The following is a 13,576-nucleotide window of genomic DNA, read 5'->3' as shown; positions in this document are numbered from 1 at the left end:
TTCAACTTATGAGGTAAAATTTTACAGGAAAATTTTCAAATCTCACGTATATTTCTCTATTGTTGCTCAATATATTTACCAAAAATTATAGATAATGTCATTAATGTGAAATGAATATTAAAGCATGGGTCAAAGGATTAAATATCATAGGAACACTTGGCAACATTTAAATAGTGATTTATATGTCACATCAAGACTATTCTTTTTAATATGGTATAGATGGAATATGGCAAATATAATCCATGTTTTAGGGGCTAATATTCCCCATCACAATCACACAATACTAAATTTCTTCCAAAATGAATTATTGGATGAACTACCGAATGCTTTTCATTTTTATGTTGTTAGTCGTAGTGATTTGTCTGAAACTTTTACATTATTAGATATTAATTCATATCCAGATGAATATTTACTCACTCAAGAAGTTATCAAAATTGCAAGAAAGGAACCAACCGCTTGGTTTGTGCTACATGGGCAATTCAATGCATCGTTGTGGTTAGCTATCTTGTTAGGATTAGTCCCAGCAAATCGTTGTGTTTGGCATATTTGGGGAGCAGATCTTTATGAGCTCTCTTCTTCTTTAAAGTTTAGATTGTTTTATCCATTGCGAAGACTTGCACAACGTAAAATAGCACGCTTGTGGGGAACTTTAGGAGATTTAAATCACGCTTATCAACAATTAAAACGTAAGAGCTCTCTTGATCAACGGCTTTATTTCCCAACTAGAATGCCTACGAATTTTCCGACTAAAAAATGTTCATATCAACGGACAATTTTGTTAGGAAATTCTGGCGATCCGAGCAATCAACATTTACTTGGATTAAAGCAAATTCGAGAGATATTTGGCGAAAATGTACGAATAGTCGTGCCGATGGGGTATCCCGCAGGTAATTCAAAATATATTGCTCAAGTTCGCCAACAAGCAGAACAAGACTTCCAACAAGGGCAGGTGAACATTCTTACTCAGAAATTAGAATTTGAGTCTTATTTGGATCTACTGTCTCAATGTGATCTTGGTTACTTTCCTTTTGAGCGTCAGCAAGGGATCGGAACGATGTGTTTACTCATACAGATGAACATCCCGATAGCCATTCATAGAGCAAATCCTTTTCAACAAGATTTACAAGCGGAGGGAATTAGCTTTCTTTTCGCAGATGAAATCAGTAATTCAGAGATTATACGAGTTAAATCCCAGTTGGCTTTACTTGATAAAAGTAAAATTACTTTTTTCCCCCTAAGTTATAAACAAGAGTGGCTGAACTGTTTACATTCTCTTGGTTTACAAGCGGTCTAATTTCAGTAAAAATTACCCACCTTGTTTAAGGAACATTATCATGTTAGCGGGATTAATCCTTTTTTATGTAATCGCTATAAGTGTGTTGGTTTGGATAATTCAACGAGATTATCGCCAGCAAGGCTTTTCATTCCATTTGCTGTTTAGTGGCATCTATCTTATTACCTTTTTCGGTGGGTTTCCTTTTTCGATGACGATGGCAGAGCTATTTGAATATCGCCTTCCTGCCATCTCAATGTTGTGGAACATACTAGCAATAGCTTTAGGCGGCTATCTTATCTATTACGTAAGTTATCTTTACATAGGGAGAAATAAGCAAATACCAAGGTATGCGGTGGAGGTAAAATCGCTAGCTGATCTGACCGCTTGGATTTTAATGATGATTGCAATACTGAGCCTATTAGGATTTATGTTGTTAAATCAAGGGCTATTGTTATTCAAATTAGAAAAATATAGCCACATTTTTTCTGCTCAAGTTAGTGGTGTGGCTTTAAAACGTTTCTTTTATTTCTTTTTACCCGCCTTGTTAATTTGGTTTTTCTTAAAGCCTACTAAAGAAAGTTGGTGGCTATTTTTGGTAGCTGGAATGACATTTGGGGTGTTGAGTTACCTAGCTGTTGGGGGCACACGAGCTAACCTTGCATTAGCCTTTGTTATGTTTATGCTGTTGGGGTATTTGCGGAGGTTTTTATCATTTAAATGGCTGGTGAGGGCAGGGCTTTTGACAGTTATTGCAATGTTTTTGTTGGCATTATGGCGGTATCGGCTTAATGTACAAGGTTCGGAAGCATTTTACACTTTTCTTTATTTGACACGTGATACCTTTTCGCCTTGGGAAAATGTAGCAAAAATAATGGATGCAGAGATTGAGTTTCAAGGATTAATGCCTATCGTGCGTGATTTTTATGTGTATATTCCTCAATCATTATGGGAGGAACGCCCAGACATCGTGTGGAATACAGCAAACTATTTCACGAAAAGTGTATTAGGTAACTTTTCTGGTTTAGCTATGTCGCCAACGTTATTAGGCTCTTTTTATATTATGGGGGGGATACCAATGATTGCTATAGGAATGGCGGTGGTTGGTGGTTTAATACGTATCTTTGATAATTTTTTTGCCTATGGAAAAAATTCTGCAGTTATTCAAAGTTATTGTTTGGCAAATTTGTTCAATTTGATTGTATTGATACGAGAAGGCATAGATGCTTTTATTTCACGGTTCTGCTTCTTTAGTGTGATTTTTGTATTTGCTTATATAGTAGCCTATTTGATAAATAGGGTGAGAGAGTGGTATGAATAAAGTATCAGTTGGTGGAGTTGAGTTATTAGCCGTTGAAAATCAGCAAACTTTGGTAGCCTATTTATTGAATAATGGAGTTCTTCTAACAGGTAAATTGATAGCAATAAATGCTGAAAAAATTATGATTTATCAAGAAGATAATGAAATGAAAAGGCTATTAGAGGAGGCTGAATATAAATATGCCGATGGAATAAGTGTAGTTTGTACTATCAGATCTAAATATCCGAAGTATTCGAAAATTGAACGCATTGCAGGCGCTGATTTGTGGGAGAGGTTGATGGCTGAGTTGGGAGAATGCCGTTTACCTGTTTTCTTAGTCGGAAGCTCAGAGGATACCTTACAAGCAACAGCAATGAAATTGCAGGAATGGCAAGTAAAAGTGGTAGGAACACAAAATGGTTATTTTGCTAAAGAGCAGGAAGAAGAAATTATCCAGAGAATAAAAGCGAGTGGTGCGAAATTTATTTCCGTGGCGATGGGCTCGCCAAAACAAGAAAAATTTATGCAAAAAGCTCAGCAACTTTATCCTGATGCACTATATATGGGGGTAGGAGGCACTTATGATGTCTTTGTCGGTAAGGTTAAGCGAGCTCCTAAATGTTGGCAAAATTTAGGTTTAGAGTGGTTGTTTCGTATTTTGCATCAGCCTACTCGCTGGAAACGACAGTTGAGATTAATGAAATATGCTTATTTTTATCTAACAAAACGGCTATAAAGTTTGTAACGTATTTGGGATACATATTAACATTTCACAAAAATCACTTTCTTTTTTAAAAAAATTGTGAGCAACTTCACAAATTTTCATTTAATCGTTTGCGTAAAATGTTCTTTTATTTATATCTCACCCTTGAAAACTTTCGTTTTCAAACGCTTTTGCTTTCTAATTTAATTTCCTTAGGGGAAATTTATGGACAAATCATTAAAAGCTGCTTGTATTGGTGAATTTATTGGTACAGGTTTGATTATCTTTTTTGGGGCAGGTTGTGTAGCCGCAGCACAGGTTGCAGGTGCCACATTCGGCTTGTGGGAAATTTCAATCGTGTGGGGACTTGCGGTCGCAATGGCTGTTTATGCTTCTGCGGGGTTATCTGGTGCTCACTTAAACCCTGCTGTTACTATTGCGTTATGGAAATTCGCTTGTTTTGATGGCAAAAAGATTCTGCCTTACATTCTTTCTCAAATGCTCGGTGCTTTCTGTGCAGCAGCATTAGTGTACTTCTTATATAAAGATCTTTTTGCTGCCAGTGAAGCGGCACAAAATATTGTGCGTGGTGAAGGTGTCGGCTTTGCAGGTGTTTTCTCGACCTATCCTAATCCACATATCAGCGTATTACAAGCCTTCTTTGTTGAAGTGGTGATTACCGCCGTATTAATGGCATTAATTTTTGCTTTAACGGATGATGGTAACGGTTTACCAAGAGGTGCAATGGCTCCTTTACTTATCGGTTTACTCATTGCGACTATTGGTGGTGCAATGGGGCCATTAACTGGCTTTGCGATGAACCCTGCTCGTGATTTTGGCTCAAAACTCTTTGCATTCTTAGCTGGTTGGGGCGATATAGCACTCACCGGCGGACGTGATATTCCTTATTTCCTAGTACCTATTTTTGGTCTTTATTAGGTGGCTTTATCTATACTCGTTTTATTGGTAAAAATTTACCGTGTAACTGTAAATAATTTTCAGAGGTGATCCTATGACTAAAGAATACATCATTGCCTTAGACCAAGGTACAACAAGCTCTCGTGCGGTGTTATTAGACAAAAATGCAAATATCGTTGAAGTGGCTCAACGTGAATTTACTCAAATTTATCCGCAAGCGGGTTGGGTTGAACATAACCCGATGGAAATTTGGGCAAGCCAAAGTTCAACTTTAAACGAAGTCGTTGCAAAAGCTGGGGTAAAAGCCGATCAAATTGCGGCTATTGGTATTACCAACCAACGTGAAACCACGATTGTTTGGGAAAAAGAAACAGGTAAACCGATTTACAATGCGATTGTATGGCAATGTCGCCGTACATCTGATTTCTGTGAAAAATTAAAAGCAGAAGGTCACGCCGACTATATTCGTAAAACAACAGGTTTAGTGGTTGACCCGTACTTCTCAGGCACAAAAGTGAAATGGATTTTGGATAACGTAGAGGGTGCAAGAGAACGTGCGAAAAAAGGTGAATTACTATTCGGTACGGTCGATACTTGGTTAGTATGGAAATTGACTCAAGGAAGAAGCCACGTCACTGACTACACCAATGCTTCTCGTACGATGTTATTCAACATTCATACCAAACAGTGGGACGACAAAATGTTGGAATTATTAGATATTCCACGCGAAATGTTGCCTGAAGTGAAAAACTCATCTGAAATCTACGGACAAACCAACATTGGCGGTATGGGTGGCGTGCGTATTCCTGTTGCAGGGATTGCTGGTGACCAACAAGCGGCACTTTACGGACATCTTTGTGTCGAAGCAGGTCAAGCAAAAAATACTTACGGCACAGGCTGCTTTATGTTGATGAACACTGGCGATCAAGCGGTTGAATCGAAAAACGGCTTATTAACCACCATTGCGTGTAACGCCAAAGGTGAACCTTGCTATGCCTTAGAAGGCTCAATCTTTATGGCTGGTGCTTCAATTCAATGGTTGCGTGATGAACTCAAAATTATCCACGACGCTCGTGACTCAGAGTACTTTGCAACGAAAGTAAGCAGTACAAATGGCGTATATGTTGTTCCTGCGTTTACAGGCTTAGGTGCGCCATATTGGGATCCTTATGCGCGTGGTGCTATCGTGGGCTTATCTCGTGGTGCAAACCGTAACCACATTGTGCGTGCAACATTAGAATCTATCGCTTACCAAACCCGTGAAGTGTTAGACGCAATGCAAGCGGATAGCGGTGCGAAATTAGAAACTTTACGCGTAGATGGCGGTGCAGTTGCGAACAACTTCTTAATGCAGTTCCAAGCAGATATTCTCAATGCCAAAGTAGAACGTCCGAGAGTGCTAGAAGTAACCGCACTTGGAGCCGCTTACCTTGCAGGCTTGGCGACAGGTTTCTGGAGCAGCTTGGAAGAGTTACGTGGTAAAGCAGAAATCGAAAGAACCTTCTCACCTGACAGCGATGAAGAAAAACGTGCAAAACGCTACAAAGGTTGGAAACGCGCGGTGAAACGTTCATTAGAATGGGCGAAAGAAGACGCTGAGTAGTTTCCATCAATAGACAAGCGGTCAGTTATGGTAAAGGATTTACTGTAACTGACCGCTTGTGTTTTATGCCTCTTTCTCGTGCGGACCGATTTCTTTATTATGCCCTTCATCAAGATGAACAAAATTCACTAATTCATCAGCACTTACTTGGAACGCTTTACCAAACCCTTTTACAAATAATCCTTGTTGTGGTTTAAAGCAGAACAGCTTGAAGTCTTGTAAGGTTGCTAACTCATCGACTAAATCACCGTGACGGGCTTTTAATTTGGCAATGCCATCATTCCACTCTTCACTGTGGCGTTCGACAATGCGAGCGGTTGCGTCGAAGGTCAAACGGCGGCGAGCAAAAATTTCACGGCTCTGACTTTCATCTTCCAACAACATTAACGACACTTTCGGCACTTCCTGTAGGTTGCGTGCGTGGCGGGCAATGGTGGAAATCAATACTTGATATTCACCATTATTGATCACAAATGGTGCATAACTCACATTAGGGGTTCCCTCTTTATCCACAGTGGCAAGCACCAATGTTTTCATTTTTGCTTTAAATTCTTGAATTTCTGGTCCTAAACGGTTTTGTAATACTTCTTGACGATTTGACATTTATCGCTCCTTTTTATTGAAATGTCTTAAATTTTTCAACTTGTGTTGGGAAGAGTTGTCGCTGCTCATCTCGACCGAGATACACTTTGAAAATGGTTTGCCCGTTATGTGCAATAAAAGCAATGTTGTAGCTTTCTTTCCCTCTAAACGGCAAACTAACAAAGGCAATATGGGCAATATTATCAAGCTTTAAATGCCCGTGTAGCGCGCCTTCTTGCTCTTTCATATTCAAATTGTAATAACCTCGAGCAAAGATCCCGCTTGGAAAACGGTCTTTGATTTCAAAAATTGAACCTTCTTTTTCGATGATAGTTGTAAATGTTCCCCATTGACTGATCGCTTGTAGAATCTCTTCTGCTCTATCCGCAGAGAACAAGCGGACAAATTCACTTGGTAAATTGCAAAGCACTTGCCCTTCTGGGAGATCTAACTTTTCCGCAATTTCAAGGGTAATCATATTCGGGTTTTCAGCAAGAAGCTGGGTGATTTGTTGTCTATAAGAGTTCATGTTGTTATGTATAAGTTGATAATGATTATTATTTATTTTATAGTCATGCTATGCTGGAATCAACTACTTTTACCAATCGCTTGCAGATTTTGACCGCTTGTGCCTGTTGAATGCTGGTGAGCCTTGATGACACTGCTATCAATAAAAATCCATTCAGAATCAATATATTGTCTAAATGATTTTAGCACTTCTTGCCAAACACCCTTTTTAGACCAAAGATTGAACCGACGCTAAATCGTGTTTCACAAGCCAAATTCAGCAGGTAAATCACGCCAAGGGCATCCCTTACGAATGCGATATAAAATCCCTTCCACTGTATTACGATGTTCAGGTTTATTATAAACACGTCCTGTACGGTCGAGTAAATAAGCTAGGCGTTTCCAAAGATTATCTGTTAAAATAGTTCTAAGCGACATAGTTTGTATGGGATGGTTAGGTTTTGGCGAACTAAATTATACCAAATTTCTATGTCGTTTGTTTTTTGTACTTAAAAGATCAACACGCCCTATGCTTACAAAAATAATTTATTTTTTAGACATTACTTATTTGATGCCATAGAATGGACAGTACATCATAGAAACATATAAATGACTTTACGTATAACAACTATGAACATCTGGCAAACAAAATCCCTCGTCACTTGGCTACTTGCCCCTCTCTCCCTGCTTTTTTGGTTGATTAGCCAAATTCGAGTGATGTTATACCGCAAAAAAATCCTAACATCTTACCGCTCGCCAGTGCCAGTCTTAGTGGTGGGAAATATTTCTGTTGGCGGAAACGGCAAAACACCTGTGGTCGTGTGGTTGGTAGAACAGCTTCAACAGAGTGGCGTGAAAGTTGGTGTTATCTCCCGTGGTTATGGTGGAAAAAACAAGCAATATCCACAGTTAGTCACAGCCGATAGCAATCCCGAATTAATGGGTGATGAGCCTGTACTCATTGCGCAACGAACACTCGCTCCAGTCGCCATTTCGCCGAACCGCCGACAAAGCATTGAACTATTATTGAGCCAATTTGAGTTGGATCTCATTATTACTGATGATGGCTTACAACATTACGCCCTTGAACGAGATATGGAGTGGGTTGTTGTCGATGGCGAGCGTCGTTTTGGCAACGGTTTTGTCTTGCCGGCAGGTGGATTGAGAGAGCTTCCAAGCCGTTTAAAATCAGTGCAAGCGGTGATTTGCAACGGAAAATCTGCACAAGTAGGCGAACATCTAATGCAGTTAGAACCTGAATGGGTAATCAATTTAAAAACAGGCGAGAAAAAACCGATAACCGATTTTTATCATCAGTCGGCGATTGCCCTTGCAGGCATTGGCTATCCGTCTCGTTTTTTTATGATGTTGCAAGAGCTTGGCATTCAACTTAAAGAAAGTTATGGCTTTGCTGATCATCAACCTTACGCGTTAAACATAATCGAACCTTTACAGAAAGACGGCTTACCGCTATTAATGACCGAAAAAGATGCGGTAAAATGCCGTAGTTTTGCTCAACCAAATTGGTGGTATGTGCCTGTTTCTGCAAAATTTTCAGCACAAGATACCGCTTGTTTATTAGAACCCGTCCTTGAATTAGTGAGAAAACAGAATGAACGAAAAACTGCTTAATACTATCGCTTGCCCAATCACTCAAACAAAATTAGAGTGGGATAAAGAAAACAACCGTTTAATTAGCCGTTCGGCGAATGTCGCTTACCCAATTGAAAATGGCATTCCTGTGTTGTTGCCAGAGAAAGCGGAGAAGCTATAAAGATATATAAACTGTAAGCCAGTTAATCCCATATTTATAACATGATGCTCAACCCAAACAGCAAATTTGTTATCAATGCCAATCCTGCCATTTGCCCAAGAATAGGGCGAAGTTCTGTTGGGTGTTTGTGTCGGTAAACAAATAAACCGTGTTTGACTAGCAAAGGGATTGCCAATAAGTATAGGAAATTGTACCAATGAGCAAAATTCATTAGGGTGAATAAAAGATAGGATAGTACAGCTAAGCTGAGTAAAAGAAGATGGTAACGGCGTCCATTCTGGCTACCGATATGGACAATGAGGGTATTTTTACCCGCTTGTTTATCCTGCTCAATATCGCGTAAGTTATTGATATTTAATACAGCTACAGATAATAGACCACAGCCAAAAGCAGGGAGTAATAGATCAAACTGCAGAGTATGGGCTTGCAAGTAGAATGTGCCTAAAACGGCTAAAAAACCAAAGAAAATGAGTACGGAAATATCGCCTAATCCTAAATAGCCATACGGTTTTTTTCCTACGGTGTAGGTGATTGCTGCAACAATCGCTAAAATGCCAAGTAGTGCAAAAACTACAAGATCTTGCCAACTTTGATAAGCATAACCAATTAATCCACAGCCTGAGATGAAAGAGAGTATCGCAACAAAGATTAAGGCCTTTTTAAGCTGTTCACCCGTAATTGCCCCGTGTTGAATTGCACGTAAAGGCCCTATTCGTTCTGAAGTATCTGAACCTTTGATGTGATCGCCGTAATCATTGGCAAAGTTAGATAAAATTTGTAACAAAATCGTTGTGATAAAAGCAAGTAAGGTAGTTAGCCAATCAAATTTTCCTTGCCAAGCCGCTAAAGCCGAGCCGATTAGAATAGACGCTAATGCAAGCGGTAAGGTTTTTGGGCGAGCCGTTGAAAACCAAATAGAGAACATAGAACCTTTATTCATATCAATAAATTAGTCACTTTAATGAAGTTTTTCTTTTAAAACTGTGTATATTATTACAAAATGTTCTTATATGTTTTGATTTTTAACAGAAAATTTGCCTTTTTATGACAAATCCGTCCTCTTTAACTCTTTCTCCTATTGGAACGATACAGACACCTTATGGGGAAAAATTTTCCGTTCCTCGTCAGCCTAATTTAGTCCGTGAAGGGCGAGGCATTTTGCGTTTGTTGCCACCTTATAATACACCTGATGCAGTACGGGGTCTTGAGCAATTTAGTCATCTTTGGCTTATTTTTCAATTTCATCAAATTCCCGAAAGGGAATGGCACGCTACTGTTCGCCCTCCTCGTTTAGGGGGGAATGAACGTATCGGTGTATTTGCCAGCCGTGCGACACATCGCCCAAATCCGTTAGGTTTGTCGAAAGTAGCATTAGATCGTATTGAGGTTAAAGAGGGCGAAGTTTATTTACATTTAGGCAGTGTTGATTTAGTTGATGGCACGCCTATTTTGGATATTAAACCTTACGTTGCTTATGCTGATAGTGAACCGAATGCGTTATCGGGGTTTGCTCAAGATAAACCTGAGGCGAAATTACAAGTGCTTTTGACCGAGCAAGCATTACAAGCGGTCAAATCTTGTCAGAACTTTGCGAAATTTGGTATTGAAGATCCTGTGCAATTTTTATGTGATGTGGTTGCACAAGACCCTCGACCTGCCTATCAGCAAGGTAAACCAAGTGAGCGAATTTATGGTATGCACTTGGCTGGCTATAACGTGACTTGGCAGATAGATAAGGTGCGACAGGATCTTGCCCATATTTTAAACATTGAACTAATCTAGAGAAATACGTTCTAAGTGGTGTTTTACGCCCTGATATAAAAGGAATAGAGAATGACATTGAAAAAATATTTAGCCATTTTACCGCTTGTATTTACTTCATTGGCTGTATCGGCAGAGCCAAATACCTTTGATACCAACTCGACTTTCCAGTTTTCAACGCAAGTAAGTCGTGCGGTGGATAAAGATCTGATGAAAGCTGAGGTATATAGCAGAATGTCAGGTAAAAACCTGAATGAACTGAAAAAGCAAGTTTCTGCCCATCTCAATCAAGTGATCGAATTAGCGAAGCAAGATAAAAGCATTGAGTTATCGGCAGATGGCATTAGTAATTATCCAGAGTACGATAATAAAGGTAAGGTGACAGGCTGGTTTGCAGAAGGTCGTCTGCAACTGAAAAGTAAAAATTTTGAAGCGATGGCGAAGGTGCTTGAGAATTTAGGCGAGGACGTGGCTATTGGGCAAATTCATTTTAGTGTATCGCCTGAAAAATTAGCTTCTCTTGAAGATGAAATGACATTAGACATTATTGCTCAATTTCAGCGTAAAGCGGAAGTTATTCAAAAAGGGCTAAATGCGAAACGTTATATTATCAGCAATGTTCAGTTAGAAACCCCTAACGGACAAGAGCATTATAACCGTCCAGTTGCATTAAGATCTGCAAGTTATGCTAAAGAGGCAGATGTGGACATTCCACTTGAAGCAGGCAAAGCCACTATTTCTGCTTTTGCCTCGGGGCAGGTGAAATTTGAAAGATAAGGATTAAAATGAAAAAGTGGATTAAGTTGCTCGGTCTTACCTTACTTTGTACTTCGGTAAGTGGTTGTTTAGTCACTTCTGTTGTCAGTGGTGTCGTTGGAACTGCTGTTGATGTGGTTGATGCGGTGACGCCTGATATTGTGGATTAATTGCAAAATTTGACCGCTTGTAAGAATAAGCGGTCATTTTGTTACTAACATTTGCAAATCCTCTATAACAAGCTACAATGCCTAGAATTTTTTACCTAATAAAATAAGGATACTTAAATGAAAATTACTAAAAATGTCGTGCCTAGCATTGCATACCAAGTTCGTACTCAAGATGGCGTATTAGTAGATGAAGCACCTGTTGAGCAACCATTAGAATATTTACACGGTCACAACAATCTTGTTATCGGTTTAGAAAATGCGTTAGAAGGTAAAGCGGTTGGCGATACTTTTGAAGTGCGTGTTAAACCAGAAGAAGCGTACGGCGAATATAATGAAAATATGGTGCAACGTGTGCCAAAAGATGTGTTTATGGGCGTTGATGAATTAGAAGTGGGTATGCGTTTTATCGCAGATACGGATTTAGGTCCATTACCTGTGGTGATCACTGAAGTTGATGGCGACGAAGTCGTTGTTGATGGTAACCATATGTTAGCAGGTCAAGAATTATTATTCTCTGTGGAAGTGGTTGCAACGCGTGAAGCGACATTAGAAGAAATTGCTCACGGTCACGTTCATCAAGAAGGTGGTTGCTGTGGTCACGATCACGATGAAGAAGATCACGGTTGCTGTGGTCACGATCATCACCACCATCACGGACACGGCGGTTGCGGCTGCAATCACTAATTAAAGGTTGGTTGAACGATGAGTGATACCCCATTACAATCAGGCACGGATTACCTCCGTGCCATTTTAAGTTCTAAAATCTACGATCTTGCCCAAGTTACACCATTGCAAAAAATGGAAAAGCTCTCAGAGCGTTTGGGTAATCATATTTCCATTAAACGTGAAGATCGCCAGCCAGTGCATAGTTTTAAACTGCGTGGGGCTTATGCGATGATTTCTAATCTCTCTCCAGCTCAGAAAAATGCAGGAGTGATTGCGGCTTCTGCTGGTAATCACGCTCAAGGGGTTGCTTTGTCTGCAAAACATCTCGGTTTGCGAGCGTTAATTGTGATGCCACAAAATACGCCGTCAATCAAAGTCGATGCGGTGCGTGGTTTTGGTGGGGAAGTGTTGCTCTATGGGGCAAATTTTGATGAAGCCAAAGCCAAAGCGATTGAGCTTTCCCAAGAGCTGAATATGACCTTTGTTCACCCGTTCGATCACCCGTTAGTGATTGCAGGACAAGGCTCTATTGGTATGGAATTATTGCAACAAAATGCCGATCTGAACTATATTTTTGTGCCTGTCGGTGGCGGTGGTTTGATTGCGGGCATTGCCGTGCTGATTAAGCAATTAATGCCTGAAATTAAAGTAATTGGGGTTGAGTCTAAAGATTCCGCTTGTCTATTTTATGCTTTGCAAGCAGGGCAACCTGTTGATTTAGAACGTGTCGGTTTATTTGCTGATGGTGTTGCGGTTAAACGTGTTGGCGATGAAACATTCCGTTTATGTCAGAAGTATGTTGATGATGTCGTGTTAGTCGATAACGATGAAATCTGTGCGGCATTGAAAGATGTGTTTGAGAATGTGCGTGCGGTAGCAGAGCCGTCGGGGGCATTGTCTTTAGCTGGACTGAAAAAATATGTCGCTCAACACAATCCTGAAGGTAAAAATCTCGCCTGTATTTTATCGGGGGCAAACCTTAACTTCCACACACTACGTTATGTGTCAGAGCGTTGTGAAATCGGCGAAAAACACGAAGCACTCTTAGCCGTTTCTATTCCTGAACAAAAAGGCGCTTTTCTCAAGTTCTGTCAAATTATTGGTAATCGTGCGGTCACAGAATTTAACTATCGTCACGCAGACGATCAGCAAGCCTGTATCTTTGTGGGCGTGCGTATTAGTGGGAATGCTGAAAAATTAGAGATCATTAAAGATTTACAACAAAATGGCTATCCAGTTACCGATTTATCCGATGATGACATCGCGAAAACCCACATTCGTTATATGGTCGGCGGTCGCCCAAGTTCTATTCAGCAAGAAGAATTATACAGTTTTGAGTTCCCAGAGCAGAAAGGGGCGTTGTTGAAGTTCTTGCAAACGTTAATTGATTGGGATATTTCGCTGTTCCACTACCGTGCTCACGGTGCAGATTATGGTGACATTTTGGCGGCATTTGTTGTGAACAGCAGTGAAAAAGAGGCGTTTAAACAAGATTTAGACCGATTAGGTTACCGCTATCAAGATGTTAATGATAGCCCAGCATATCAATATTTTTTAAGGTAA

General features: G+C 39.9%; 14 protein-coding genes and 3 pseudogenes. 13 read left to right on the top strand and 4 right to left on the bottom strand.

The features are described 5' to 3' along the window. Positions 1 to 226 precede the first annotated feature (226 nt). The 5 genes and pseudogenes from J1G47_RS02020 (at position 227) to glpK (ending at position 5,797) form a co-directional block, all read left to right on the top strand. Positions 227 to 1,294 (top strand): TDP-N-acetylfucosamine:lipid II N-acetylfucosaminyltransferase, encoded by a 1,068-nt coding sequence (locus tag J1G47_RS02020; protein WP_035512159.1) that lies wholly within the window; start codon positions 227 to 229, stop codon positions 1,292 to 1,294. A 40-nt stretch (positions 1,295 to 1,334) separates the two neighbouring features. Beyond that, on the top strand, positions 1,335 to 2,594 hold the full coding sequence (gene wzyE / locus J1G47_RS02015) for an ECA oligosaccharide polymerase (RefSeq protein WP_207326725.1): 1,260 nt from the start codon (positions 1,335 to 1,337) through the stop codon (positions 2,592 to 2,594). After that, complete coding sequence (gene wecG, locus J1G47_RS02010) at positions 2,587 to 3,309, top strand: lipopolysaccharide N-acetylmannosaminouronosyltransferase (protein WP_160403148.1); 723 nt, start codon at positions 2,587 to 2,589, stop codon at positions 3,307 to 3,309. The genes wzyE and wecG overlap by 8 nt, the downstream gene beginning before the upstream one ends. 192 nt (positions 3,310 to 3,501) lie before the next feature. Beyond that, positions 3,502 to 4,271 (top strand): annotated as a pseudogene (locus J1G47_RS02005) (MIP/aquaporin family protein). A 17-nt stretch (positions 4,272 to 4,288) separates the two neighbouring features. Next, on the top strand, positions 4,289 to 5,797 hold the full coding sequence (gene glpK / locus J1G47_RS02000; RefSeq protein WP_207326724.1) for a glycerol kinase GlpK: 1,509 nt from the start codon (positions 4,289 to 4,291) through the stop codon (positions 5,795 to 5,797). A 63-nt stretch (positions 5,798 to 5,860) separates the two neighbouring features. On the opposite strand, the gene hutZ is transcribed toward glpK, so the two are convergent. The 3 genes and pseudogenes from hutZ to J1G47_RS01985 form a co-directional block, all read right to left on the bottom strand. Further along, positions 5,861 to 6,400 carry a heme utilization protein HutZ gene (hutZ, locus tag J1G47_RS01995; RefSeq protein WP_005712043.1) on the bottom strand — a complete coding sequence of 180 codons (540 nt, stop codon included), beginning with the start codon at positions 6,398 to 6,400 and terminating at the stop codon, positions 5,861 to 5,863. Between the two features lie 13 nt (positions 6,401 to 6,413). Beyond that, the gene (gene hutX / locus J1G47_RS01990; protein ID WP_010786271.1) at positions 6,414 to 6,908 is read right to left on the bottom strand and encodes a heme utilization cystosolic carrier protein HutX; all 495 of its coding nucleotides are present in this window, start codon (positions 6,906 to 6,908) and stop codon (positions 6,414 to 6,416) included. A gap of 65 nt (positions 6,909 to 6,973) precedes the next feature. Then, positions 6,974 to 7,324 (bottom strand): annotated as a pseudogene (locus tag J1G47_RS01985) (IS5 family transposase); the annotation flags it as partial. Positions 7,325 to 7,516: 192 nt separating this feature from the next. Here J1G47_RS01985 and lpxK point away from each other — a divergent pair. After that, positions 7,517 to 8,518, top strand: coding sequence for a tetraacyldisaccharide 4'-kinase (gene lpxK / locus J1G47_RS01980; RefSeq protein ID WP_207326843.1), 1,002 nt, complete (start codon positions 7,517 to 7,519; stop codon positions 8,516 to 8,518). After that, entirely contained in the window at positions 8,499 to 8,660 is a 162-nt protein-coding gene (locus tag J1G47_RS01975) for a Trm112 family protein (RefSeq protein ID WP_010786274.1), read from the top strand. Before lpxK ends, J1G47_RS01975 begins: the two co-directional genes overlap by 20 nt. 34 nt (positions 8,661 to 8,694) lie before the next feature. Here the strand turns inward: J1G47_RS01975 and J1G47_RS01970 are convergent, their stop codons facing one another. After that, entirely contained in the window at positions 8,695 to 9,600 is a 906-nt protein-coding gene (locus tag J1G47_RS01970) for a 1,4-dihydroxy-2-naphthoate polyprenyltransferase (RefSeq protein WP_035492176.1), read from the bottom strand. 104 nt (positions 9,601 to 9,704) lie between these two features. On the opposite strand from J1G47_RS01970, the gene tsaA reads away from it, so the two are divergent. From tsaA to ilvA, 6 genes and pseudogenes are all read left to right on the top strand, one after another. Beyond that, positions 9,705 to 10,442 carry a tRNA (N6-threonylcarbamoyladenosine(37)-N6)-methyltransferase TrmO gene (gene tsaA, locus J1G47_RS01965; RefSeq protein WP_010786276.1) on the top strand — a complete coding sequence of 246 codons (738 nt, stop codon included), beginning with the start codon at positions 9,705 to 9,707 and terminating at the stop codon, positions 10,440 to 10,442. 51 nt (positions 10,443 to 10,493) lie between these two features. Beyond that, complete coding sequence (locus J1G47_RS01960; protein WP_075620849.1) at positions 10,494 to 11,198, top strand: SIMPL domain-containing protein; 705 nt, start codon at positions 10,494 to 10,496, stop codon at positions 11,196 to 11,198. An 8-nt stretch (positions 11,199 to 11,206) separates the two neighbouring features. Then, positions 11,207 to 11,347, top strand: coding sequence for a hypothetical protein (locus tag J1G47_RS01955; protein WP_010786278.1), 141 nt, complete (start codon positions 11,207 to 11,209; stop codon positions 11,345 to 11,347). A 117-nt stretch (positions 11,348 to 11,464) separates the two neighbouring features. Next, positions 11,465 to 11,962 (top strand): annotated as a pseudogene (gene slyD, locus J1G47_RS01950) (peptidylprolyl isomerase); the annotation flags it as partial. After that, positions 11,955 to 12,035, top strand: coding sequence for a thr operon leader peptide (thrL, locus tag J1G47_RS12175; protein WP_223300060.1), 81 nt, complete (start codon positions 11,955 to 11,957; stop codon positions 12,033 to 12,035). The pseudogene slyD and the gene thrL, both read left to right, overlap by 8 nt. A 14-nt stretch (positions 12,036 to 12,049) precedes the next feature. Then, positions 12,050 to 13,576, top strand: a complete 1,527-nt coding sequence (gene ilvA, locus J1G47_RS01945) for a threonine ammonia-lyase, biosynthetic (protein WP_207326723.1) — start codon at positions 12,050 to 12,052, stop codon at positions 13,574 to 13,576.

The organism is Glaesserella parasuis (genome assembly GCF_017352235.1).
GTDB classification, from domain to species: domain Bacteria; phylum Pseudomonadota; class Gammaproteobacteria; order Enterobacterales; family Pasteurellaceae; genus Glaesserella; species Glaesserella parasuis.
The sequence above is the reverse complement of the archived record's forward strand: the minus strand, read 5'-3'. Positions and strand labels throughout refer to the sequence as shown.